This window comes from Paraburkholderia oxyphila NBRC 105797, from assembly GCF_000685075.1.
Taxonomy (GTDB): domain Bacteria; phylum Pseudomonadota; class Gammaproteobacteria; order Burkholderiales; family Burkholderiaceae; genus Paraburkholderia; species Paraburkholderia oxyphila.
This window is the reverse complement of the sequence record NZ_BAYD01000080.1, coordinates 23,456-46,856: the sequence shown is the minus strand read 5'-3', so window position 1 is coordinate 46,856 and position 23,401 is coordinate 23,456. Positions and strand designations below refer to the sequence as shown.

General features: G+C 62.2%; 25 protein-coding genes. 11 read left to right on the top strand and 14 right to left on the bottom strand.

Features of this window, described 5'->3' with window-relative positions; translation table 11 throughout:
* The first annotated feature begins 109 nt into the window (after window positions 1–109).
* Window positions 110–520: a VOC family protein gene (locus BO1_RS35080; RefSeq protein ID WP_028221560.1), complete on the top strand. Its 411-nt coding sequence runs from the start codon at window positions 110–112 to the stop codon at window positions 518–520.
* Window positions 521–608: 88 nt separating this feature from the next.
* On the opposite strand, the gene BO1_RS35075 is transcribed toward BO1_RS35080, so the two are convergent.
* The gene (locus BO1_RS35075; RefSeq protein ID WP_028221559.1) at window positions 609–1,163 is read right to left on the bottom strand and encodes a YaeQ family protein; all 555 of its coding nucleotides are present in this window, start codon (window positions 1,161–1,163) and stop codon (window positions 609–611) included.
* A gap of 346 nt (window positions 1,164–1,509) precedes the next feature.
* Window positions 1,510–1,851 (bottom strand): surface attachment protein Sap1, encoded by a 342-nt coding sequence (sap1, locus tag BO1_RS35070; protein WP_028221558.1) that lies wholly within the window; start codon window positions 1,849–1,851, stop codon window positions 1,510–1,512.
* Between the two features lie 563 nt (window positions 1,852–2,414).
* Between sap1 and BO1_RS35065 the strand changes: the two genes are divergently transcribed.
* The 4 genes from BO1_RS35065 to BO1_RS35050 all read left to right on the top strand — a co-directional run bounded on the left by BO1_RS35065 (window position 2,415) and on the right by BO1_RS35050 (window position 4,361).
* Complete coding sequence (locus BO1_RS35065) at window positions 2,415–3,041, top strand: LysE family translocator (protein ID WP_028221557.1); 627 nt, start codon at window positions 2,415–2,417, stop codon at window positions 3,039–3,041.
* A gap of 279 nt (window positions 3,042–3,320) precedes the next feature.
* Window positions 3,321–3,482, top strand: a complete 162-nt coding sequence (locus BO1_RS60410; RefSeq protein WP_165976530.1) for a hypothetical protein — start codon at window positions 3,321–3,323, stop codon at window positions 3,480–3,482.
* 94 nt (window positions 3,483–3,576) lie between these two features.
* Entirely contained in the window at window positions 3,577–3,801 is a 225-nt protein-coding gene (locus BO1_RS35055) for a hypothetical protein (RefSeq protein WP_043287854.1), read from the top strand.
* A gap of 161 nt (window positions 3,802–3,962) precedes the next feature.
* A complete protein-coding gene (locus BO1_RS35050) occupies window positions 3,963–4,361 on the top strand; it encodes a hypothetical protein (RefSeq protein ID WP_028221554.1) in 399 nt (132 codons plus the stop codon).
* Between the two features lie 95 nt (window positions 4,362–4,456).
* Here the strand turns inward: BO1_RS35050 and BO1_RS35045 are convergent, their stop codons facing one another.
* The 4 genes from BO1_RS35045 to BO1_RS35025 all read right to left on the bottom strand — a co-directional run bounded on the left by BO1_RS35045 (window position 4,457) and on the right by BO1_RS35025 (window position 7,305).
* A complete protein-coding gene (locus tag BO1_RS35045) occupies window positions 4,457–5,485 on the bottom strand; it encodes a S1C family serine protease (RefSeq protein ID WP_028221553.1) in 1,029 nt (342 codons plus the stop codon).
* Window positions 5,486–5,918: 433 nt separating this feature from the next.
* The gene (locus BO1_RS54025; protein ID WP_052409713.1) at window positions 5,919–6,134 is read right to left on the bottom strand and encodes a hypothetical protein; all 216 of its coding nucleotides are present in this window, start codon (window positions 6,132–6,134) and stop codon (window positions 5,919–5,921) included.
* 216 nt (window positions 6,135–6,350) lie between these two features.
* A complete protein-coding gene (locus tag BO1_RS35035) occupies window positions 6,351–6,551 on the bottom strand; it encodes a hypothetical protein (RefSeq protein ID WP_028221552.1) in 201 nt (66 codons plus the stop codon).
* A gap of 418 nt (window positions 6,552–6,969) precedes the next feature.
* Entirely contained in the window at window positions 6,970–7,305 is a 336-nt protein-coding gene (locus BO1_RS35025) for a hypothetical protein (protein WP_245643983.1), read from the bottom strand.
* A 536-nt stretch (window positions 7,306–7,841) separates the two neighbouring features.
* Here BO1_RS35025 and BO1_RS54020 point away from each other — a divergent pair.
* On the top strand, window positions 7,842–8,981 hold the full coding sequence (locus BO1_RS54020; RefSeq protein WP_245643982.1) for a Fic family protein: 1,140 nt from the start codon (window positions 7,842–7,844) through the stop codon (window positions 8,979–8,981).
* Window positions 8,982–9,317: 336 nt separating this feature from the next.
* On the opposite strand, the gene BO1_RS35015 is transcribed toward BO1_RS54020, so the two are convergent.
* On the bottom strand, window positions 9,318–9,632 hold the full coding sequence (locus BO1_RS35015; RefSeq protein ID WP_028221550.1) for a DUF4148 domain-containing protein: 315 nt from the start codon (window positions 9,630–9,632) through the stop codon (window positions 9,318–9,320).
* Between the two features lie 172 nt (window positions 9,633–9,804).
* Window positions 9,805–11,214, bottom strand: a complete 1,410-nt coding sequence (mnmE, locus tag BO1_RS35010) for a tRNA uridine-5-carboxymethylaminomethyl(34) synthesis GTPase MnmE (RefSeq protein WP_028221549.1) — start codon at window positions 11,212–11,214, stop codon at window positions 9,805–9,807.
* A 449-nt stretch (window positions 11,215–11,663) separates the two neighbouring features.
* Here mnmE and BO1_RS35005 point away from each other — a divergent pair, with 449 nt between their 5' ends.
* Entirely contained in the window at window positions 11,664–12,083 is a 420-nt protein-coding gene (locus BO1_RS35005) for a transcriptional regulator (RefSeq protein ID WP_028221548.1), read from the top strand.
* Window positions 12,084–12,251: 168 nt separating this feature from the next.
* Here BO1_RS35005 and yidC read toward each other — a convergent pair whose 3' ends face one another.
* The 4 genes from yidC to rpmH form a co-directional block, all read right to left on the bottom strand.
* Entirely contained in the window at window positions 12,252–13,946 is a 1,695-nt protein-coding gene (gene yidC, locus BO1_RS35000) for a membrane protein insertase YidC (protein ID WP_028221547.1), read from the bottom strand.
* 30 nt (window positions 13,947–13,976) lie between these two features.
* Window positions 13,977–14,207: a membrane protein insertion efficiency factor YidD gene (gene yidD / locus BO1_RS54015; RefSeq protein WP_043287862.1), complete on the bottom strand. Its 231-nt coding sequence runs from the start codon at window positions 14,205–14,207 to the stop codon at window positions 13,977–13,979.
* 98 nt (window positions 14,208–14,305) lie between these two features.
* Window positions 14,306–14,773, bottom strand: coding sequence for a ribonuclease P protein component (rnpA, locus tag BO1_RS34990; RefSeq protein WP_043287852.1), 468 nt, complete (start codon window positions 14,771–14,773; stop codon window positions 14,306–14,308).
* A 65-nt stretch (window positions 14,774–14,838) separates the two neighbouring features.
* Entirely contained in the window at window positions 14,839–14,973 is a 135-nt protein-coding gene (gene rpmH / locus BO1_RS58290; protein WP_004198824.1) for a 50S ribosomal protein L34, read from the bottom strand.
* A 422-nt stretch (window positions 14,974–15,395) separates the two neighbouring features.
* On the opposite strand from rpmH, the gene dnaA reads away from it, so the two are divergent.
* From dnaA to BO1_RS54010, 4 genes are all read left to right on the top strand, one after another.
* Window positions 15,396–17,024 carry a chromosomal replication initiator protein DnaA gene (gene dnaA / locus BO1_RS34985; protein WP_028221545.1) on the top strand — a complete coding sequence of 543 codons (1,629 nt, stop codon included), beginning with the start codon at window positions 15,396–15,398 and terminating at the stop codon, window positions 17,022–17,024.
* A 343-nt stretch (window positions 17,025–17,367) separates the two neighbouring features.
* Window positions 17,368–18,471: a DNA polymerase III subunit beta gene (gene dnaN / locus BO1_RS34980; RefSeq protein WP_028221544.1), complete on the top strand. Its 1,104-nt coding sequence runs from the start codon at window positions 17,368–17,370 to the stop codon at window positions 18,469–18,471.
* 113 nt (window positions 18,472–18,584) lie between these two features.
* On the top strand, window positions 18,585–21,056 hold the full coding sequence (gene gyrB / locus BO1_RS34975) for a DNA topoisomerase (ATP-hydrolyzing) subunit B (RefSeq protein ID WP_028221543.1): 2,472 nt from the start codon (window positions 18,585–18,587) through the stop codon (window positions 21,054–21,056).
* Window positions 21,057–21,140: 84 nt separating this feature from the next.
* Complete coding sequence (locus BO1_RS54010; protein ID WP_043287851.1) at window positions 21,141–22,007, top strand: hypothetical protein; 867 nt, start codon at window positions 21,141–21,143, stop codon at window positions 22,005–22,007.
* 344 nt (window positions 22,008–22,351) lie between these two features.
* On the opposite strand, the gene BO1_RS34965 is transcribed toward BO1_RS54010, so the two are convergent.
* Both BO1_RS34965 and BO1_RS34960 read right to left on the bottom strand, forming a co-directional pair.
* Window positions 22,352–22,831: an AraC family transcriptional regulator gene (locus BO1_RS34965; protein ID WP_028221542.1), complete on the bottom strand. Its 480-nt coding sequence runs from the start codon at window positions 22,829–22,831 to the stop codon at window positions 22,352–22,354.
* A gap of 152 nt (window positions 22,832–22,983) precedes the next feature.
* Complete coding sequence (locus BO1_RS34960; protein WP_043287849.1) at window positions 22,984–23,364, bottom strand: DUF779 domain-containing protein; 381 nt, start codon at window positions 23,362–23,364, stop codon at window positions 22,984–22,986.
* Window positions 23,365–23,401 lie beyond the last annotated feature (37 nt).

Sequence of the window (23,401 nt, the reverse complement as noted above, 5' to 3'; positions counted from 1 at the left end):
CCAGCGATTCCATCGCACTGCCGGCGCGGCCCACCGTGACCGCGCATCGCCATTTTCCGCCTGATCTCCCTCCCCTACACTGTGTAGACGCGCCACTCCAGGAAGAGTCATGCAAATCCAGATTCGCGAAATCGACCACGTTGTGATCCGCGCGGCGGATCTCGCTACCATGACGCGCTTCTACTGCGACGTCCTGGGCTGTCGCGTCGAGCGCGAGGAGAAGAAATTAGGGCTCGTGCAGTTGCGCGCAGGCCGCTCGCTCGTCGATCTCGCCGCGGTCGGCGGACCGCTCGACCGCGATGGCGGCACGGCGCCGTCGAGCGTGGCCGGCAACATGGATCATCTGTGCCTGCGTGTGGAGCCCTTCGATGGCGAGGCGCTCAAGACCTGGCTCACGCAGAGGGGCGCGCGACCGGGTGAAGTGGTCGAACGCAACGGCGCGGAAGGTATCGGACCGTCGCTATACCTGTTCGACCCCGAGGGCAACATGGTCGAACTGAAAGGGCCGCCTGTGCGTTGATGGCTTCGTTCGGCCGGTAGCAGCCCTTCGGCTCTGGCCAGCTGCATGTGACGCCTGGCGCGGAACCCGCGAGGCCCCCGCTGCGCAATCAAACGTTCTCAGGCGCCTTGAAGACGGTCCATTCGACCGCGACCGGCTCGCTTACGGTATTGCCGATCCAGGCGGCGCGGTCCTGCACCGTGCATTGCAGGCGCATCGTGCGCTCCGCCAGGGCGCCGAGTGACGCCGCCACGCCCTCGCCCAGCGACCAGACCGTCACGTTGCGCAGCCGTTCCACCTTGCCGCGCACGCCCTGCCACCAGATCTCCGAGGTGCGTCCGCCGTAGGCGATCACGATCACCTCCTCGGCGCGCGAGCTTGCCTTGGCGATCCGGCGCTCGTCGGGCTGTCCCACTTCGATCCAGGTTTGCACCGCGCCGGTGTAGTCCTTGCTCCAGAGGTCGGGCTCGTCGGTGTCCGACAGGCCCTTGCAGAATTCCAGGCGCTCGCTCGCGAAAAGCGCGAATGCAGCGATGCGCACCATCATCCGCTCGTCGGTTTCGGACGGATGGCAGGCGATCGTGAGCGCATGGTCGGCGTAGTAATGCCGGTCCATGTCAGCGATCTGCAGTTCTGTCTTGTAGATGGTCGATTTGAGTGCCATACCGGGTACCGAGTCCAGCGCGAGTTCCGCGCCGCGCAAAAGCCGCACATGATAGCGAGTTTCCAGCACATCCTGTGCCGCAATCATCGGACAGCGGCGCGCTGGGCCATCAGGATGGTCGGTCGCGAAAATGACGGTGCAATGACGGGATCGAGACAGGCGGGCCGATTGAAGACCCGATCAGGGCGCGCAGGCCGCTCGCGGCGGGCGGCGTGCAAAGGCCCCGGCGCGCTTGCGGCACGCCTTTGGAGCGTTGGCACAACGGGCGTTGCGCGAGCGGCATGGCCCGCGCGAGATGCGTAGAGACCGGCGGTTGGCTAGCGCGCCGGGCTCGAGCTTGCGTGCGTTACTGCTTGATGAAGCGGTCGGTGGTCCAGAGGCCTTGATCGTCTGTGTTCGCCGCGTTGACGAACTCGACGTCGTGGCCCACTACGCGCACGACGCGAAACGACTGATTCTCAGGCGTGGAGAGGCAACGGTAATCGGCGAAATACTCCTGGACTTGCTGATGCTCGCCGGCTTGCTCGTGCATGGAAACCGCGTCGAGCTTGTCCTTGGAGAGGCAGCCATACGAACCGGCCTTGAATTGCACGGTTTGCTGTGGTTTCACGACGAAATCCTGCGCCTGAGCGGAAACGGCGCAAAAGAGACCGGCGGTGAATGCGGTCATAGCGAATAGCATTTTCATGATTGCCTCCTGTCTTATCAGAGCTGGCACTTTACGGCTTACTCCGATCCCGTATAGAACTGCGGGCTTATACTCAGGTTAGCTATGTATTTAACTTCCACTCACGACCCGACTTTTTCAATCTAGAAGACGGCAAGAGGACTGCAAGAAGAACTTGTGTGCGAGCGCAGCAGTCATGCGTTGACACAGCGGGTTTAGGGGCCGTTAAAACCTGCCAGACTGTGTTCCAGCGCGATTGGCTGGAGCGTGAATGCCATCGAGCCCGGCGCTCCCCCCTGCAAGACAAGGCAGATGCCGCTCAAAGACTGTTTGATTCACGCGCAAGAGTGTGAGAATGAAGTGCTTCAATACATTGGCCGCGTGTTTGACGCGGTGCACATCAAGTCGAAGCACAGTAGTTCGGGCGCCGCATCAGTTAGTCACCGAATGCAGAATAAAAACGATGCCAGGCAAGCACCGGGGTGTCGTTCTACCTGGCGCTCGATGCGTGAAAAACGCTTTCACCTTCACTTGCACGACTGCAATCTTCGTGGATAAATCGGGCTTCCGCACTGGAGAAACCCATGACCCTCGCCCACTGGTTGCCGTTCGCGATCGCGTCGGCCGTTCTCGTTGCCATTCCCGGACCCACCGTCCTGCTCGTCGTGTCCTATGCGCTTGGCCATGGCCGCCGCTACGCGCTGGCGACGACCGCAGGCGTCGCGCTCGGCGACTTCACTGCGATGACGGCATCCATGCTCGGCCTCGGCGTGATCCTGGCCGCCTCTGCCGCGCTCTTTTCGATGCTCAAGTGGGTTGGCGCCGCGTATCTGATTTATCTGGGCATCAAGCTTTGGTGCGCGCCCGTGAGCACTGCTGATGCACCCGATACCTCCGAAACCCGCACCGGCCGAATCTTCGCGCACGCCTACGCCGTCACCGCGCTCAATCCGAAGAGCATCATTTTCTTCGTCGCCTTCGTGCCGCAGTTCATCGACCCGCATGCAGCCGCGCTGCCCCAGATCGTTGTGTTCGAGGCCACGTTCCTCACCCTCGCCACGCTCAATGCGTTCGGCTACGCCTTGCTCGCGGCGGCCGCACGCAAGGCGGTGCGCAGCCCGCGTGTGCAGCGTCTCGTCAATCGCACCGGCGGTTCGCTGTTGATCGGCGCGGGGCTTTTCGCCGCGGCGTGGAAGAAGTCGGCGGCCTGAGCGCGTTTACTCCTGGGGCCGCCGGTTCGCAATCCCTGCTTGCACCTGGTCGGCGCGGCTCGCACCTGATCCGCGGCGCCGTCCTGCGCCGCGCGCCTGCGCCTGGCCGAGTCCGCCGGCCCGCTCATGCTCTGCCATTACCGCCCGGGCACGCACGCTGCGGCACAGTATGCGTGCGGCGGCCCACCTTCGCTCGCAAGACCAGGTAATCACCTGTCGCGCACGCTGTAGCTTTCCGGCTACAATGGAACCGCACCGCTTGACAACCAGGAGGTTATCGTGATCGAACACGTAATACTGGGCGCGTTTCTGGTTATACCCCTCGTCATTGTCGTCTTCCTGTTTTCCGACGAAATCCTCGAGGAGCATAGGCAGCGCGTGCAAGCGGGGGCTCCTCATATCGACTGGCGTCATCCGCTGCGTAGCATCCTGCACCACTGAGCTCCTCCAGTGGCAGGATTGCAGCCCGGGCTGATTCCCGGGCACATAGCCCGCGCGCCACGCGGGGGGACGCGCTTGAGCGTGGGAGGCACTCGTGGAATTCGAGTTCTCCTGGATGGCGTATTTCCTTTCGCTGTTCGCGCTGATGGTGTGTTCCATCGCGCTCACCCTGCTCTGTCCTGGCGCCGGCAAGCGTGAGGACGGCGTTGCGCACGAGCGCGGCCCCGATACGTCCGAGTCTGCCAGGGAAGACGCGCGCGGCGCGTCGCAAACAGCCGATCACAGCACCTTGCCTGCTCATCCTGACGATGACGCATGACCGGTGTGTGCGCCTGCGCCTGCCGTCAATTCCCACGCGCTGCGCCGGCATCCGCTAATTCATCGCTCGCGTAATTCGTCGTTACCACTTGCAGCACCTGTATCCTGGCTTCGCACCCACAATCCCACGCATGGATTCGAACGGTTCTCGAGGAGAACAACATGCGAAAGATTGCAGCCGTACTGCTGACGGCGGGATGCGTGATGGTGGCTGGCCCGGCCAGCGCGCATGATAATGGCGGCGATGTGGTGGGTGCACTGGTCGGCGGCGCGCTGATCGGTGCGGTTGTGGGTGCCGCGATCAACAGCGCCCCAGCGGTGGTTTATCAGGCGCCGCCCCCGGTCTATGCCGAGCCGGCACCGGTGGCCGCTCCGGTCTATGCGGAACAGGCTCCGGTCTACGCGGAACAGGCTCCGGTCTACGTCGCCGCGCCCGCACCGGCGCCAGGCGGTTGCTACGACCAATACTCGGGCCGCTACGTGCAGTGTGCGCCGGCACAACCTGCGCCGCCGCCGCCCGCACAGTATGACGACGGCTACGGGCAGCCCGCCGGCTGGTAAATTCGATAGTTCGATATGCCAATCAATTTTGGATTAATCGCGCTGACACACGGCTGCCTCTCGGAAACCTGAAGGCAGCCGCGCGCGCTCATCGTCTAGATCAAAACCGCCTGTTCTACAGGCGTGACCTGCAGATTCAGCTTTTGCGTGAGCCGGACCACGGTGAACTCCACCGCGCGCCCGATGCGCGAAGCGTCGAGCAAGCGCTGCAGCGCATCGATTCCATCGACGGCCAGGCCGTCGATCGCGACGATCGTATCGTCCACCCGAAGACCACCGAGCGCGGCTGGGCTTCCCTTGACGATCTCCATCACACGCACGCCACCAGTCGTTGGGAGTTCGAAATAACGCTGCACCTTGCGCGCGACCGGCACAGTGGTGCCGGCAATGCCGACGTGTGCGCGCCGCACGCGTCCGTGAGTGAAGAGTTGCGTGATGACCCATTTCGCGGTGTCGATGGCCGTGGCGAAGCAGATGGCCTGTGCGCCGGGAATGATCGCGGTATTCACGCCGATCACCTGGCCCGCAGAGTTCACGAGCGGACCACCGGAATTGCCGGGATTGAGCGCGGCGTCGGTCTGGATCACGTCGTAGATCATGCGCCCGGAGTTCGAGCGCAGCGAACGGCCGAGCGCGGAGACCACGCCCGTGGTCACGGTTTGCGCGAGGCCCAGCGGACTGCCTACGGCAATCGCGATCTGTCCGACGCGCAGCTTCGCTGATTCGCCGAGCTCGGCGTGCGGCAGAACCTCGGACGCGCCGATGCGCAGCACGGCGAGATCGGTGCTCGGGTCGTCGCCGATGAGATCGGCTTCATAGGTCGAACCGTCGGCAAGTGTGACGCGCAGCGCGCTTGCGCCGTGAACGACGTGGCTATTGGTGAGCAGATAGCCGTCGGGCGTGAACAGAAAACCCGAGCCGGCGCCACCGCGCACGGCGGCGTTGCCGGGCGTTCTGCGCTCGACGGCAATATGGGCGACTGATTGCTGGACACGTTCGAGTGCCCCGATGACGGTTCGCGAATAGGCGTCGAGGAGGGCGCCGTCGTCCTCAGCGCGAGGGCGTGCGCCATCAGACGAAAGGTCGCGAGCGAGATCGTCGATGAAGGAGGGTCGGCTTCCCACGGTCAGAGTTCTCCGGTGAATGTGGGCCGTACATGCGGGGAATACGCGGCAATTTCAAGATGTCCGCCGATTTCGCAAACTGGATGCGGGAGGCCGCGCATCGAGGGTCGGAAGCTCTTGCCGCCACAAAGGTTAACGATTGTCATATCGACGACTCAGCCATTGATGGTCAAGAAGCGAGCCGCGACAATGATTTGGCGGCGACGTCCCCTCGCGCCGCGTAGTTAGTAGTGGCAAGCTCTTGGCCGCGGCCCCTGCCGCGGCATTTTTTTGTCTGCGAATGGATCTGAAGAGATCGCTGGCGCGATTGCAGTGGCTTGCCGAAAAGAAAGAAGCCCGCTCTTTGGCGGGCTAATCCATGCTCGGGTTACATGGCGAGGACAATCGGTTGTGCCGTGCCGCTATGAAGGCGGTGGGCAGGTCGGTAGTGCGTTCAGGCCGCAGCGCGCCTTGTCTGGAGGCGCTCGAGTTGCGTCATGAGCGAGTCAATCGTACAAAACTGGGCGTGCGAGAGCTGTGCAGTATCGAGCAGATTCGAAAGGCGCCGCTGCCAATAGTCGAACGAAAGAATGGGGATCGTGCCCTCCGAGAGCAGCGACGGCACCATGACGCGCATGATGTGCGCAATTTCCTGATCGATGAATTTCACTGTGCGCCCCGAGGATCCGTCCAGATCTCATTGTTGGATACGTCGTCCTGCCACTCTAGTGCGCTGGAAAAGCGTGTACAGCTATCACAATGGATAGGGGGCGAGGAGGGCAGCGCGCCCCCCGCGCCGGACCCTTGTCAATAGGCGTGTCGAGCCCACTCGCAATGCGCCCGGCAGGCTCGAATCGGGGCATATCCTGGTGTTGTGTCGTTGCACTTAGTGTCGCCAGCCATGGCCGTAGTAGCCGCCAAAGCCGACCCCAATATCGACGGACGGCGCCGCATAGTAGCCCGGCGCATAGCCATAACCGTAGGCCGGCGCCGGCGCATAGGCATAGGGTGGGGCGACGACGCAGCCTGTGAGGCTCGCAAGCCCCGTGGCTAGCGCGATTGCGCAACAGAGTCGGATTGTCTTCATCGTTTTCTCCCAATGCACCTATTGTTGGTGCGCGCTACGTGGGAAAACGAAACGATATGTGACGGGAGTTTACGGCTCCGCAGGACCGGTGAGGCAGGAGCCGTGGCCAGCCGGTTTCGCAGCGTCCCGCATGGCGGCGTGCGTTACTTACACTTGCTTTCGATTCCTTACCTTTGTGGATTTTGCGGAATTTACGATGCGCTATTTCCGTTGCAGCTTTGGGGCGAAATAGTGTGTCTGGGTTTTGGCGCAAGACCGCTTTTCATATGAAAAAATCAGCGGAATGGCCCACAACCCATGTTCTCGTGTGTTTCGAATTGATCACGCAGTTCGACGACCTGTTGCGGCTCGCGCATTCGGTCTCGAAAGTGGTCTGAGTGGTGTGAGCAGTGGGGAGGGGGGAGCGCTCGCGCTGCGCTCACTCCTCGCAGCGAACGTCCTGCTTGCGTACGACGATGATCACCGGATAGGTGCCGTGCTCGAGTTCCACGCGCGTGACGACCGACATCGTCGTGTCGCCGCTGTCGTCATACACGCTCACTCGCTCGTTGCGCAAACTGACGACGCCAACGCAGTTGGACGCACGTCCTTCCTCGGAAACCTGGCACTGGATGGGATTGTCGGCCAGGTAGCGATATTTATTGTCGCTCGACTGGTATTCGCGAAAGCTTTGCGCCGAACCGCCCACGCCGGTGACGTAGCCGATGGCGCACGATTCGTTCGACGTGTTGCTGCCCGGGGATGTCTCGGCCATTGCAAGCGCGCTCGTGGTTGCGAGGGCTGCTGTAAGTAGCGATACGACGATTGGGGTCATGGGGCGGTGTTTCATTGGGTCGACTTCGAGTAACGTGAGGCGTCCGGTCATTTCGATACAAAACCTTGCGACTAACCGCTGAGGCTTGCTGAGTAAGGCTGTTGTTAATTCTGAGGGATTTTGTGTACCTAAATGTGTACCCAAAGCGCATCCCGCAACCTCGCCAGAAGTCGTGATGAGCGGCGCATCGAGCCTCTGGCGGAAACGTTGGCTATTGTCCCTTTTACATCATTGAAAACCTGCAGCTCCCCAGGATGGTCTGCCCCCGTCAAGATCCGGGCAAGATAGTTTCAAGTTGCGCGCAACGCCAATTCAAGAAAAATTCTGCGAAACAACAAGAAAAATTCTTATATAGCAAGGAGTTAGCGAATAGAGTTCAAGTTCCTGCACATGGCCATTCAAGATCATGGACCCGCTGTTCAAACATCACGAGCTACGCCTCCTCAACCCATCGTCAGACTCGCCATTGGTCGGATGTGCTGACGGAACTTGAACACCTGCGTCGGCTCGAGTTGCAGGGAGACGCCCCTCCCAGCATTTTCTTCCAGCTCAAAAGCATCTTCCACACCCTGGAAAGCTTGGGGTCAGCTCGCATCGAGGGCAATCATACAACTCTGGCTGACTACATCGAGAGCAAGGTCGAGGGTCGGCAAGAAGAGAGCGACCCGCTCCGCGAGATCGCGAATATCGAGGCGGCGATGAGCTACATCGACGACGCGATGAAGCCCGGCGACACGATTACGGACCACTTTATACGCGAGCTTCATGCCTTGACGGTCAAGGACCTCACGCGCGAAGGCGACCGTACTCCAGACGCTTACAGGACGCGGGCAGTCCGGATCAATCAATCCGCGCATTTGCCCCCGGAGGCTGTCCTCGTGCCTGAGTACATGCAGGCGTTGGTCGGCTTCATTAACGAGCAGCATCAGCCCAAGTATGGGTTGATGAAAGTCGCATTGGCGCATCATCGGTTTGGCTGGATTCACCCGTTCAGCAATGGAAATGGGCGTGTGGTGCGCCTGCTGACCTACGCGTTGCTCATCAAGTATGGATTCAACGTCAAGGAAGGCGGCCGGATACTGAATCCGGTCGCCGTGTTCTGCAACGACCGTGAAAAATACTATGAGATGCTCGCACGGGCTGATCAGGGAACTAACGAAGGACTGGAGGAGTGGTGCATCTACGTTCTCCAGGGGATTCTGGTTGAGATAAGAAAGGTCGACCAACTAACGAGTTTTGCGTACCTGCGAGAAAACATTTTGGGTCCCGCGCTTGAGTATGCAGAAGAGCGGAAACTCATAACCAAGGTCGAAGCGGCCATGCTCGGGCGCGCAATCAATGCCCAGTCCGTCAAGGCGGCTGACTTTTCCGACATCTTGGCCGGGCAAACACCGAACCAACGCACGTACCAGGTCAAGAAGCTCGTGGAGCGGAATATGTTGCAGCCGATCGAGCAGGGCGCGAGAACGTACGTCGCCTGTTTCGCAAACAGCTACCTGATTCGTGGAGTGATGAGATCCCTGGCGCAGCACGGATTCATTCCGGCACCGATTGAACGGCCGACCGCTCATCAGGCGTCGATCGATTTCGAGTCCGTAGAGAGGGCCGAAGAGTAATCAATGGCCACTCAGCCGGATACCACAGTTGACCGGATAGCGCACAAAACCGTCGCATGACAGGCACGCACCACCGGACCGAGTCAGTTCGATCCGATCGAACGATGTCCAGCTGCGAGGTTCATCTGAAAAAGCGCCCAGGCCATCAGGCCCGAGCGAAGCCATCGGATAGCCGACGGCGGAGGTATTCGAAATACAGCTGGCCCGCTGCCGGATATTGCCGGGCTTAGCGAGCCAGTTCTTTAAAAAGGAACGCGCTGGGGTGTTGCGCGCTCAGACTGCGATGCTCAGGCCAGATACTTTTGGCGTCCCACCTGTGCGTCCAAAATCAATGCATTACGGGTGGTTGTACATCGCGTTCCAGTCGGCCTTCGGCACAGCCGGACGACCTGCGTCCGACGAACCGCTCGCGACACCGCCGTAGCCGCTGTTTGCCGCGCCTTGCTGCGCGGCCACCTTCGCTTCGGCGGCCTGAATCTGCTGCGGGTAGGTCGTGTGGTCGCCATCACCCGGGCGATAGCCCGCTTGCTCGAGTTGAACGAGTTCGGCTCGCACCTGGGCGCGGGTCACGGGGCCGTTCGACTGGGCGAACGAAGCAACGGGGACGATAAGAGCAGCGGCAACTGCAACGGCTTGGATCAGGGACTTCATGATTACTACCTCCGATGACTTTTGTGGGCGGTGCGACAACTTGTCTGCATCCGATGACCCAAAGTCTAGGAGGATCGCCTTCAAGGGTTAACCCCTAGTAATCGAAGACATCTTTCCAACTGGTGGCAGAATCCTGGCATGTGCCCGTAAGTTGCCAACGCCTGGCAACTGGTTATTTCCCAATACAAAACCGGCTAAAAATCACCCCAAGCAAATCATCGGACGTGAACTCGCCCGTGATCGAATTGAGCGACTCCTGCGCGAGTCGCAGCTCTTCAGCAAAGAGGTCGAGCGCTTGCGCGTTCTGGTCCGCATGCGCCGCCGCCTGCGCGAGATGCTCGCGCGCCGTGCGCAGCGCAATGAGATGGCGCTCGCGCGCGAGGTAGATGCTCTGCCCGTGGGCCTGCCAGCCTGCGATGCGCAGCAGCTCGGCACGCAGGAGCGCAACACCGTCGCCTTGCTTCGCCGATAGCCGCACCTCGCACACTTCGGCACCTTCACCGGCCTCGCCCACCGGGCGTCTGGCCACCTCGGGCGCCACGCCGGTCAGATCGGTCTTGTTGAGCACCCGCACGACCGGCACGCCCGCGGGAAAGCGCGCCGCGATCGCTTCGTCCTCGGCGGTCATGCCGCTACGCGCGTCGAGCAGATGCAGCACTACGTCGGCGCGACCGATCTCGCTCCAGGTGCGCTCGATGCCGATCTTCTCGACTTCGTCCTCGGTGTCGCGCAGGCCCGCCGTGTCGATCACGTGCAGCGGAATCCCTTCGATCTGGATCGTCTGCGAAATCTTGTCGCGCGTCGTACCGGCTACGGGCGTGACGATCGCGAGCTCGGCACCCGCAAGCGCATTGAGCAGCGACGACTTGCCCACGTTCGGCTGTCCGGCGAGCACGACCGCGAGCCCTTCGCGCAACAGCGCGCCCTGACGCGCCTCCGAAAGCACGTGATCGAGTTGCGCCCGAATGTTCGACAACTTGCCGCGTGCGTCGGCGGCCTCCAGGAAGTCGATCTCTTCCTCGGGGAAGTCGAGCGTGGCTTCCACGAGCATGCGCAACGTCACGACGTCGTCCACGAGCGCGTGGATGTCGCGCGAGAACGCGCCGTCGAGCGAGTGGCCCGCCGAGCGTGCGGCCGCTTCCGTGCTGGCTTCGATCAGATCGGCGACAGCCTCGGCCTGCGCGAGGTCGAGCTTGTCGTTGAGGAACGCGCGGCGCGTGAACTCGCCTGGCTCGGCAAGGCGCAGGCCGAACGCGCGGCCCGCCTCGATACAGCGCTGCAGGACGAGCTGCAGCACGATCGGGCCGCCATGGCCCTGCAATTCGAATACATGCTCACCGGTGTAAGAGTTCGGCGCCGGGAAGTAGAGCGCAATGCCGCGGTCGAGCACGGTGCCGGCGCCGTCGAGGAACGGCACGTAGCTGGCATGGCGCGCGCTCAGCGTCTGGCCGGTCAGCGCCTGCATCAGCGCCTCGGCAGCGGCGGCGCCCGCGCGGCCAGCCGAGACACGCACCACGCCGATGCCACCGCGTCCAGGCGCTGTGGCAATGGCGACAATGGGATCGGTATCGGTGGCGAGCATGGCGGACTGGATCAACTTGATTCGACGAGGTTAGGTGCGGCCGGCCAAATGTGGCCGGCGAGTTATGGCCGACGACGTGCGACCGGCCAGGTGCGGTTGGCAAAACGTGGACTGCGTGATGCGGCCAAACGCGGCGTGTAGACACCGTCTGGCCGCGCCCGCGAAAGTGCGTGGATTGTAACGCGATGCGTGCCCGCGCTTCCCGCGAAGCTCCCACCGAGACTCATCCGACTTTATCTCAATTTAGATAAGATTAGTCTCTAGATGATTTGGTATTTCTGGGAATAAACCCCCTGTCGATCGGGCAAAACTCCGCTCTGGCGGGGCATCTCGCCGGACCACGCTGTTCTTGTGCTACTGACAACTCCAGGTGATATGTAGCTTTCATAGGCTATATATCGCTCAATTGGTTGCTAACTTCGGTGAAAGCTGGCTGCACAATTTAAAACATGCCAACCATCGAAGAAAAAGCCGCCTTTTCCGAACGTCTCAAGTTCGCGATGAAGCGCGCCCCGGAAAAGCTGCGTGGCAGCACCGACCTCGCGAACAAGTTCAACCTGCGCCATCACGGTGATCAGCCGGTGTCTCCGCAGACTGCCCACAAGTGGCTGAGCGGCCGCACCATTCCCACCAACGACAAGCTGGAAACACTTGCGCAATGGTTCGACGTAGACGTGCACTGGCTCCACTACGGGCCGTCGCCGGGCAACGCCCTGGCCGCTCCCCAGCCACGCAAGCCAGACGAAAAATATCCGCTTTCCGAGGAAACACTCGAGCTGGCCTCGAAGATCGAGGCGCTGAGCGTGCATCACCGCTACCTCGTTGAAGAGCTGGTCTCGCAGTTCTACGGCGGCGGCAAGAAGCTCTAGCGGGCAGTATCGCCTGGCCGCGCTTTGGCACGGCAAGCAGACAAAACGCCGCATGCGAGGCAGCGCCCGCGCAGGAAATAAAAAAGCCGCCCAGCAAAGAGCCGGGCGGCTTCATTTTTGGTGCGCCTCGTTGCGAGGCGAGGGCGGCGTCCCGCGCCGCCCTCGCGCTCAGGCAGCGTCCTTCCTGGGCGAGGCGTCTTTCTTCGTCTTGCCTTTGCCCATCATGCGCGTGATGTAGTACTGCTGCGCGATCGACAGCACGTTGTTCACGACGTAGTACAGCACGAGGCCCGCCGGGAAGAAGAAGAACATGACCGAGAACGCGATCGGCATGAACATCATCATCTTCGCCTGGACCGGGTCCGGCGGCGTCGGGTTCAGCTTGGTCTGCACGAACATCGAGACGGCCATCAGGACCGGCAGGATGTAGAACGGGTCCTGCTGCGAGAGGTCGTGAATCCAGAGAATCCACGGCGCGCCGCGCATTTCAACCGACGAGAGCAGCACCCAGTACAGCGAGATGAACACCGGGATCTGGATCACCACCGGCAGACAGCCGCCGAACGGGTTCACCTTCTCGGTCTTGTAGAGCTCCATGAGCGCCGCGTTCATCTTCTGCGGGTCGCTCTTGAAGCGCTCGCGCAGCGCCTGCATGCGCGGCGTGATCTCCTTCATGCGCGCCATCGACTTGTAGCTCGCCGCCGAGAGCGGGAAGAACACGGCCTTGATGAGCAGCGTGAGCAGCACGATCGCCCAGCCCCAGTTGCCCACGTAGCTGTGGATCTTCTCGAGCAGCCAGAACAGCGGCTTGGCGATGATCGTCACCCAGCCATAGTCCTTCACGAGCTCCAGACCCGGCGCGATGCCTTCGAGCATGCGTTCTTCTTCCGGACCGGCGAACAGTTGCGCCTGCACGTTGTCGGTCGCGCCCGGCGCGATCGTGCCGAGCGGCTGCTTCACGCCCACGCGGTAGAGCGAGTTGTCGAACTTCTCGACGTAGATGTCACGCTTGACGCCTTGCTGCGGAATCCAGGCCGTCGCGAAGTAGTGCTGCACCATCGCAATCCAGCCGTTGTTGGCCTGGTTCACGTAATCGGCCTTGTTCTTGTCGATGTCGCTGAACGAGATCTTCTGGAAGTGATGCTCGTTCGAGTACACCGCCGGGCCGATGAAGGTGTGCGAGAAGCGCGGCGTTTCCACCGGCTGGCTGTCGCGCACGAGCTCCATGTAGAGCGTGGGCGAGACCGGCGTGCTGCCGACGTTCTGCACCTTCGTGTCCACACCGATCACATAGCTGCCCTTCGTGAACGTGTAGGTCTTGGTGACCTTCACGCCGCCCTTTTCGGGCGACTCGAGGCTGATCTGGAACGAGTTGGCGTTGCCGCTCAGCTCGCGCGGACCATTGAGCGCCGTGTACACGTCGGTGTGGTTCGGGAAGTCGCCGCCGAGCAGCCCCGTACGCGCGAGGTACGTGTGGTCCCTGGTGTGGTCGAACAGCGTGATGTACTGATTGGCCTTGCCGTCCTCTTCCTTCACGAGCGAGAGCTTCACGAGCGTGCCGCCGCGCGTGTCGATCTCACCGTCATAGACATCGGTGCGGAAGTGCACGAGCTGCGCGGCCGCTTCGGCGGGCTGGCCCGTGGTCGCGGGCGCCTGGCCCGCGCTGGTGGCCGGCAGGTCGGCGGCCGCGTTAGTCGCGTTTGCCGAACTTGTGGGCACTGCGCCGCTGGCGGCGCCCTGCTGGGTTTGCGTCGCGCTCGGGAAGAACATCGACTGGCGTCCATGGTCGCGCTGCCAGTTGTCGTACAGCATGACCGCTGACATGAAGAAGATGACCCATAGGACGGTGCGTTTGATATCCATGCGTTGTCTCAGTGTCGATGGAGTGGCGCGTCAGCGCTTTTTCGGGGGTGCAGGGGGGACCAGGTCGACGCCGCCCGCCGAAAACGGGTGGCAGCGGCACAACCGCTTCGCGGCAAGGTAAGTCCCACGCGCGGCGCCATGATACTGGATTGCCTCGCGCGCGTAATCGGAACAAGAAGGATAAAAGCGGCACCGGTTGCCGAGCAGAGGACTCACGGCAAGCTTGTAGAAACGCAGTAACGCGATCAGTACCGTTTGCATGGCGTGGCGGCCAGACTGCGCCGCATAGAAATACGAACCTCGAGCCGTGCCGTCGGGCGCGGCCCGCACAGCGCGAACGCCAGGTTCGCGCGCGCTCGTCATGAGCCGGCGCTCGCGGGCGGCCCGGACTCATGCACGCGGCGCTTGCCGGCCTCGCGAGCCGCCTTCTCGAGCAAGGTCTCGATTTCGGCGCGGCACAACGCCTTCAGCGGCGGCGACGAGGCGCCCGGCATGGCCTTGCGGTCGAATTTCGTGTGCAGGCGCAGCAGCAGGTCGAAGCCTTCGAACTGCGCGCGGCGCACGCGAAACGCCTCGCGGGCCATGCGGCGCACCAGGTTGCGCGTGACCGCGCGCGGCGCGTACTTCTTGCCAATCACGAGCCCAAGCCGCGCATCCTTGCCGGTGGGCCGCCCATACACGACGAAGTGCTCGGTGCGGCGCCAGGGGCGCAAACGAAAAACGGATGAGAACTCATCCGTTTTCAGTAGCCTTGCGGCTTTCGGGAAAGCGGCCTGCGTTCGCAACAGGGTGGTGCGCCCGTCGTCCGCTTCTTCCGACAGTTTCACGTCAGGCCCGCTATCGTTGATTGTGCAGATAGCGAGGCTATCGACAAAACTGGCAAGCGGCGCGCTTAGATGGCGAGGCGCTTGCGACCCTTCGCACGGCGTGCGTTGATCACTTTGCGGCCACCGGCGGTCTTCATACGCACGCGGAAGCCATGGGTACGCTTGCGACGGGTAACGGAAGGTTGGTAAGTACGTTTCATGTTGCTCTCACTTGTTGAGAATTGACCGCGGCGAGCATCGCGGAAAAAGCAATGGCCGGTGGTACAAGGGATTGGTTTTCGCGGAGCCCGCTATTTAATCCCGTTTTTCGTTGGCCGTCAATAGGTTAGAGCATCGCAACCGCAGGATCGACCCTGGTGCGGTCCTGTCCCCACATGCGCGGAGCAGGGTGCGCCGCGCTGATCCGTCCCTGTGGATAACTTCCTGGCGAAGGGATTTCGGCGTTAGAATCTCGCCTATCCCAAGAATCCTGCATGCCGCTCTGGCCCGCCTGCTTGCCGCAAAACCCTTGCCGCGCGGGCGTCCGGAGCATTTGCCGTCGCCCCGTCAGGGCCTCGTTGCATTTGTGCGACACAAGCGGCGCGACCGCAATGCATGCAAACAAAACGACCACAGCAACTCGATGAACGAATTTTGGCAACACTGTTCCGCACTACTGGAGCGCGAGCTGACGCCCCAGCAGTACGTGACGTGGATTAAACCGTTGGCCCCGGTTGCCTTCGATGCTGCGGCGAACACGCTGCAGATCGCCGCCCCCAACCGCTTCAAGCTCGATTGGGTCAAGAGCCAGTTCTCGGGCCGGATCACCGATCTGGCGCGCGACTTCTGGCAGACGCCCGTCGACGTGCAGTTCGTCCTCGACCCGAAGGCCAGCATGCGTGCGCCGCACGTCGCACCGGCGGCCGCGCCGCGCGCGCCGCTGGCCGCTGCGCCGGCAGAAACCGCGCACGCCGCGGCTCAAGCGCAACATCTGACACACCAGGCAGCCTTGTCCCAGGCAGGCATGCCCCACGCAGGCACGTCCTACACGAGCCCAGCCGCCGCGGCGCTCGCCGGCATGACGCACGCGGCGGCGCAAAGCGCGGCGGCCGCGCAAGCGGCCGAAGACGCCGCCGACCTCGACTTGCCGAGCCTCGACGCCAACGAAGCCGCTGCGGGCCGCCGTGGCTGGCGGCCGGGGCAGGGTGCGGCTGCGGCCGCCTCGAGCGGCGAGCCCGACCCGACCTACGAGCGCTCGAAGCTCAACCCGGTGCTCACGTTCGACAACTTCGTGACCGGCAAGGCGAACCAGCTCGCGCGCGCCGCGGCCATCCAGGTGGCCGACAACCCCGGCATCTCGTACAACCCGCTGTTTCTGTACGGCGGCGTGGGCCTCGGCAAGACCCACTTGATCCACGCGATCGGCAATCAGCTGTTGATCGACAAGCCGGGTGCGCGCATCCGCTACATCCATGCGGAGCAGTACGTGTCCGACGTGGTGAAGGCGTACCAGCGCAAGGCGTTCGACGACTTCAAGCGCTACTACCACTCGCTCGACCTGCTGCTGATCGACGATATTCAGTTCTTCTCGGGCAAGTCGCGCACGCAGGAAGAGTTCTTCTACGCGTTCGAGGCGCTGGTCGCCAACAAGGCGCAGGTGATCATCACGAGCGATACGTATCCGAAGGAAATTTCGGGTATCGACGACCGTCTGATCTCGCGCTTCGACTCGGGCCTGACCGTGGCGATCGAGCCGCCCGAGCTGGAAATGCGTGTGGCCATTCTGATGCGCAAGGCGCAATCGGAAGGCGTGAGCCTGAACGAGGACGTGGCGTTCTTCGTCGCCAAGCACTTGCGCTCGAACGTGCGCGAGCTCGAAGGCGCGCTGCGCAAGATCCTTGCGTATTCGAAGTTCCATGGCCGCGACATTTCCATCGAGCTGACCAAGGAAGCGCTCAAAGACCTGCTGACGGTGCAGAACCGCCAGATTTCGGTGGAAAACATCCAGAAGACGGTGGCCGACTTCTACAGCATCAAGGTCGCCGACATGTACTCGAAAAAGCGCCCCGCGAACATCGCGCGGCCGCGCCAGATCGCGATGTATCTCGCCAAGGAGCTCACGCAGAAGAGCCTGCCGGAAATCGGCGAGCTGTTCGGCGGCCGCGACCACACGACGGTGCTGCATGCCGTGCGCAAGATTGCCGACGAGCGCACCAAGGACGCCCAGCTCAACCACGAACTGCACGTCCTCGAGCAGACGCTCAAGGGCTGACGCCTCGCGAGCGCCGGTTAGAGCCCTGACTCTAACCGGCTCTAACCGGCTGTCAGGCAGCAGGTCACGCAGAACTGAAGTCTGGAACAACGCGGGTGCCCCGTCAGCCAGGCTGCCGGGGTCCTCGCGGCCCACCTGTTTATTGCGCGGATCGCCCCCAATTTAGGGAAGCGGTCCGTTTTCAGGCACAATATGGGTTTAACCGCGCTGCGGCCAGGCTGCCGCGCGGATTTCACGCCGCGGCCTGCGCTGCAGGGCGGCTCCAGGGTTTGTGGCGCTGGGCTCAATGCCGGCGCCGGCCCTGGACGGGGTGCGCAGACCGTCACATCAACGAAGGAACTCTATGCAACTGGTCAAGACCGAACGCGATAACCTGCTGAGGCCGCTGCAAACGGTGAGCGGCATTGTCGAACGCCGCCACACGTTGCCGATCCTCGCCAATCTGCTGATCACCAAAACCGGTTCCGACGTCTCGTTCCTGTCGACCGACCTCGAGTTGCAGATCACCACGACCGCCGACTTTGGCGTCGGCAACGACCAGGTCGCCACGACGGTCGCGGCGCGCAAGCTGCTCGACATCCTGCGCGCGATGCCCGACGGCCAGGTCACGCTCACGCTCGCCGATAAACGCCTCACGGTGCAGTCGGGCAAGAGCCGCTTCGCCCTGCAGACGCTCGCCGCGGACGAGTTCCCCACGGTGGCCCAGGCGAAGGACTTCGGCGCGAACCTCTCCGTGCCCCAGAAGACCTTCCGCCAGTTGCTCGGCATGGTCTACTTCGCCATGGCGCAGCAGGACATCCGTTACTACCTGAACGGCATGCTGCTCGTCGTGGACGGTGACCAGCTGATGGCTGTCGCCACCGACGGCCACCGCCTCGCGTTCTCGTCGATGAAGATCGAAGGCTCGTTCGCGCGCCAGGAAGTCATCATCCCGCGCAAGACCATTCTCGAACTCCAGCGCCTGCTCGAAGACATCGACGACACGCTGCAGATCGACATCGGCTCCACGCAGGTGAAGTTCACGTTCGGCCAGGTCGAGCTCGTTTCGAAGCTCGTGGAAGGCAAGTTCCCCGACTTCCAGCGCGTGATTCCGAAGGCGCACAAGAACACCTTCCAGATCGGCCGCGAAGAGCTGCAACGCTCGCTGCAACGCGCGGCGATTCTCACGTCCGACAAGTTCAAGGGCGTGCGCTGCATCATCGAGCCGGGCCAGCTCAAGATCATGTCGACCAACGCCGACCAGGAAGAGGCGCAGGAAGAACTGGAAATCGCCTACCAGGGCGACACCATCGACATCGGGTTCAACGTCACGTATCTGCTCGACGTCCTCGCGAACCTGAAGGTCGACACGCTGGAAGTGAGCCTTGGCGACGCCAGCTCCAGCGCGCTCATCACGATTCCCGAGAACGAGGAATTCAAGTACGTGGTGATGCCGATGCGCATCTAAAAAGCGCGACAGAAGAAGAACACCAGGGGGCGCTGCGCCCCTTTGGCGTTTTTATGGCTTTTCGAAAAAGTCTCGAGCAGTAACACAGGCAGTACGCAGAACCGGAAAATTCCATGACTGATACGAACAACTCGCAACCCGACAACAGCTACGGCGCCTCGTCGATCCAGATCCTCGAAGGACTGGAGGCAGTGCGCAAGCGGCCCGGGATGTACATCGGCGACACGTCGGACGGCACCGGTCTGCACCATCTCGTCTTCGAAGTGCTCGACAACTCGATCGACGAAGCCCTCGCCGGCTACTGTAACGACATCCACGTGGTGATTCACGCGGACAACTCGATCTCGATCACCGACAACGGCCGCGGCATTCCCACGGACGTGAAGATGGACGACAAGCACGATCCGAAGCGCAGCGCCGCCGAAATCGTGATGACCGAGCTGCACGCGGGCGGCAAGTTCGACCAGAACAGCTACAAGGTTTCGGGCGGCCTGCACGGCGTGGGCGTTTCGTGCGTGAACGCGCTCTCGAGCTTTCTGCGCCTCACCGTGCGCCGTGACGGCAAGAAGCACTTCATGGAATTCCACCGTGGCGTGCCGCAGAACCGCATCCTCGAAGAGCGCGACGGCCACACGATCTCGCCGATGCAACTGCTCGGCGACACGGAAAACCGCGGCACCGAAGTGCACTTCATGGCTGACGAAACCATCTTCGGCAGCGTCGAGTACCACTACGACATTCTCGCCAAGCGGATTCGCGAGCTCTCGTTCCTCAACAACGGCGTGCGCATTCGCCTGACCGACCAGCGCACCGGCAAGGAAGACGATTTCGCCTTCGCGGGCGGCGTGAAGGGCTTTGTCGAGTACATCAACAAGGCGAAGCAGGTCCTGCACCCGAACATCTTCTACGTGCAGAGCGAGAAGGACGGCGTGGGCGTCGAAGTGGCGATGCAGTGGAACGACAGCTACAACGAGAGCGTGCTGTGCTTCACGAACAACATTCCGCAGCGCGACGGCGGCACGCACTTGACCGGCCTGCGCGCGGCAATGACGCGTGTGATCAACAAGTACATCGCCGATAACGAAATCGCGAAGAAGGCCAAGGTCGAGACCTCGGGCGACGACATGCGCGAAGGCCTGTCGTGCGTGCTCTCCGTGAAGGTGCCGGAGCCGAAGTTCAGCTCGCAGACCAAGGACAAGCTGGTTTCGTCGGAAGTGCGTGCGCCGGTCGAGGAAGTCGTGGCGAAGGCGCTGGAAGAATTCCTGCTGGAAACGCCGAACGACGCCAAGACCATTTGCGGCAAGATCGTCGATGCCGCGCGTGCGCGCGACGCCGCGCGCAAGGCGCGCGAGATGACGCGCCGCAAGGGCGTGCTCGACGGCGTGGGCCTGCCGGGCAAGCTTGCGGACTGCCAGGAGAAGGATCCGGCGAAGTCGGAAGTCTATATCGTCGAGGGCGACTCGGCAGGCGGCTCGGCCAAGCAGGGCCGCGACCGCAAGTTCCAGGCAATCCTGCCGCTGCGCGGCAAGGTGCTGAACGTCGAGAAAGCGCGCTACGACAAGCTGCTTTCGAGCGAGCAGATCGTCACGCTGATCACGGCGCTGGGCTGCGGCATCGGCAAGGACGACTACAACCTCGAGAAGCTGCGCTATCACCGCATCATCATCATGACCGACGCGGACGTGGACGGCGCGCACATCCGTACGCTGCTGCTCACGTTCTTCTATCGGCAGATGCCGGACATGATCGAGCGCGGCTACGTCTACATCGCGCAGCCGCCGCTGTACAAGCTCAAGGCGGGCAAGGACGAGCGTTATCTGAAGGACGAGACGGAGCTCAACGCGCATATGCTGCGCCTCGCGCTGCAGGGCTCGGAGCTCGTGCCGAGCGAAGGCGCGACGCCCATTTCCGGCGACGCGCTGGGTGAGCTCGCGCGCTCGTACCAGCTCGCGCGCGGCGTGGTGGATCGTCTTTCGCGTTTGTATGACGAGCGTGCGCTCGAAGCGATCATGGACGGCGTGTCGATCGACCTGTCGAGCGAAGCTTCCACAGAGGCTTCGGCGCGTGCGCTCGAAGCGCAGTTGCGCGACGATCCGCTGAAGCCCGAAGTGACGGTCGTGCCGATGTACGACGCGGTGCGCGAGCAGCGCTCGCTGCGCGTGGAGCGCCGTCATCACGGCAACGTGAAGGTCTCGGTGATCGACGAGGAGTTCCAGCTCACGGCCGACTACCAGCAGCTCGTGAATACGGCCAATACGTTCAAGGGCTTGATCGGCAAGAACGCCCTCATCAAGCGCGGCGAGCGCAGCATGGCGGTGACCAACTTCAAGAGCGCGATGAAGTGGCTGATCGCGGATGCCGAGCGCAATGTCTCGAAGCAGCGTTACAAGGGGCTCGGCGAGATGAACCCCGGGCAGCTCTGGGAAACGACGATGGATCCGACCGTGCGGCGTTTGCTGCGCGTGCAGATCGAGGACGCGATTGCCGCCGATGGCATCTTCACGACGCTCATGGGCGACGATGTGGAGCCGCGTCGCGCGTTTATCGAGAACAATGCGCTGCGGGCGGGGAATATTGACGTTTGAGGCGTTGTAACTCCGTTTGAACGACAAAGCCGGCCGCGTGCCGGCTTTGTCGTTTCTGAAAACGAAAGAACCGCCATCCAACCGATGAACATCACACACATTGCGAAATGCGTGGCCGTGCTCGCCTTTATCTGCGTCACGAGTCCTGTCTGGTCGGCGCAAGTTGCCGCTACAAACGCGCTGCAGGCGACGCCCTTCATTGCAGTGAAACCCCCGGCCGAGCCCGATCACAATTGGCGCAGCAGCGTTTGTTCAGCCGTTCCGCAGGCCTGTTCTGCACAGGTACACGCCGACGGTCTCGACCCCGTCCTCTATCGGGCTGAAGGCGATGCCACCAATCGCTTCTACGTCATCACAGCGGGTCCGCAGCTATTACGCCTCGAATATCGCACCGTGAGCCACGACTGGGCCGTGACAGAGGACTGGGACTTCACCAGCTACGAGCCCACGCGCCAGGTGCAGGGTGACGGCGATAACGGGCCCCTGTCGATCTATCCCGCGCTCTATCCGCTCGGCCCCGGACGCCCGGCGGTCGCGGTGCTCTCGCAATGGCACGAGGCCTATTCGGGCGGTGGCGGCTCATGGCAATACGCCGATTTCGTGGAACTCAAGCCCGACGGCAAGCATGCCGACGAGGCGAGCGTGGCAGGCGTCCCCTTCAGTTGCGGGAAGAGCATCCGCGCATGTTTTTCCGAGCAGGAATACCAGCATTCCCCGCATTGCAGCGAGGACTTCGATGGCGTGCTTCATCTGCGCTTCGTGCCCTCCGACTCGCCGGATCGCTACGACTGGGTGGCAACGTGGAACGAGACGCACTGGCCCGGCCTCAAGCCGAAAAAGGCGACCACAACCGAGGTAAAAACCGTGCGTCTTCACACCGCGAATGGTCACGCTGGCGACGGCAAACTGCTCGACGACGCGGTGTCGTTTTGCGAGCCGATCAATCGTTGACCGGCGCTGCAAACCCGGCGCGAAGCTATCCACAGAAGCCTGCGGATAACCCGAGAAAAACCCCTGGAAATCGCTGTGCACGAATCGGGGATAACTTCGGCGCCGCGAAAACAGCCGAAAAGTTACCAGCAGCAGCCTGGTGTTGTCCCGTTAACGCCCGCAGAGTTATGAAATATCCACAGCTTTGTTTACTCAATGCTTTTTCCCGCTTATCCACAGGAAACCCAGGGGCTTGTTAACTATTACTACGTTTACGTATACATAAATTAAGAAAACCTTAGAACCCTCGTGCCGCTTGCGCCTCGAGCCGCCGGATCCGCCTTCACCGGTGGCATGAAGCAACATCAAATCAGCCGGACATACAACTCCGTGCGCAGGTCTTCAGGCGCCGCTTCATCGGGCGTATTCAAATAGACCTCGAACGAAGGCATCGAAAAATCGGCCTTGCGCCCCGACTTCGGCAACCACTCGTTGTAGAGCCACATCCACGATGCTCCGAGCCCCTCATACGGTCCCTTGTGCAGCAGCATCGCGTGGTCGCCGCCGCGTAGATGGATCTTCTCGACGGGCGAAATGATTTCGACGTCCGTTTCCTGCTGCAGATGTATCGCTGCTTTCGAACGCAGTTTCGATTCTTCGACATGGGTGGGATCGTCGTAGAAAATGCCGACCATGCGTGCGCCCGACGTGCGCACCTGACGCTCGCCGAGCCACTGCGCGAGGGTGTAGAACGCGTCGCTGATCTTCATGTACGGTCCCACGTGGCCGACGGCAAGCAGGTCCATCGGCTCGAGGGTGAGGAGCTTTACATCGCTGAATTGCATGGTGGCGTCTCCAGGTTCGACGGCCGCGCGGGCCGCGCAGGTTCGGATGCTTGAACGCGCAGGTTCATGCGCTTCAAGATAGCACTGCGCTTCGGGAGACGTTCTCTACCGTGCCTCGTGCACTTCGGGCGCAACGCGCGCCGCTCGAGCGCTCACAGGCTGACCCGCGTCACCGGATGCGCCTGAAGCCACGCGCTTTCTTCGTCGTCGTAAAGCCGCGAGCGCGTGAGAAAGCGCAGCCCCGTGGGCCGCTCCAGCGAAAACATGCCGCCGTTGCCCGGCACCGCGTCGATGATGAGCTGCGTATGCTGCCAGTACTCAAACTGTGCCTCGGTCATATAGAACGGCATCCCGCCGATTTCGCCGAGCTGCACGTCGGCGTTGCCGACCATGAACTCGCCGGCGGGAAAGCACATGGGCGCGCTGCCGTCGCAGCAGCCGCCCGATTGGTGGAAGAGCAAGGGGCCGTGCTCGCGTGCAAGCTGCTCGATCAGTGCGAGCGCGGCCGGCGTAGCGGTAACGCGTGCAACCATGAGGCGGTTCTCCAGACGTCGTAGTCGGGCCGGCGTG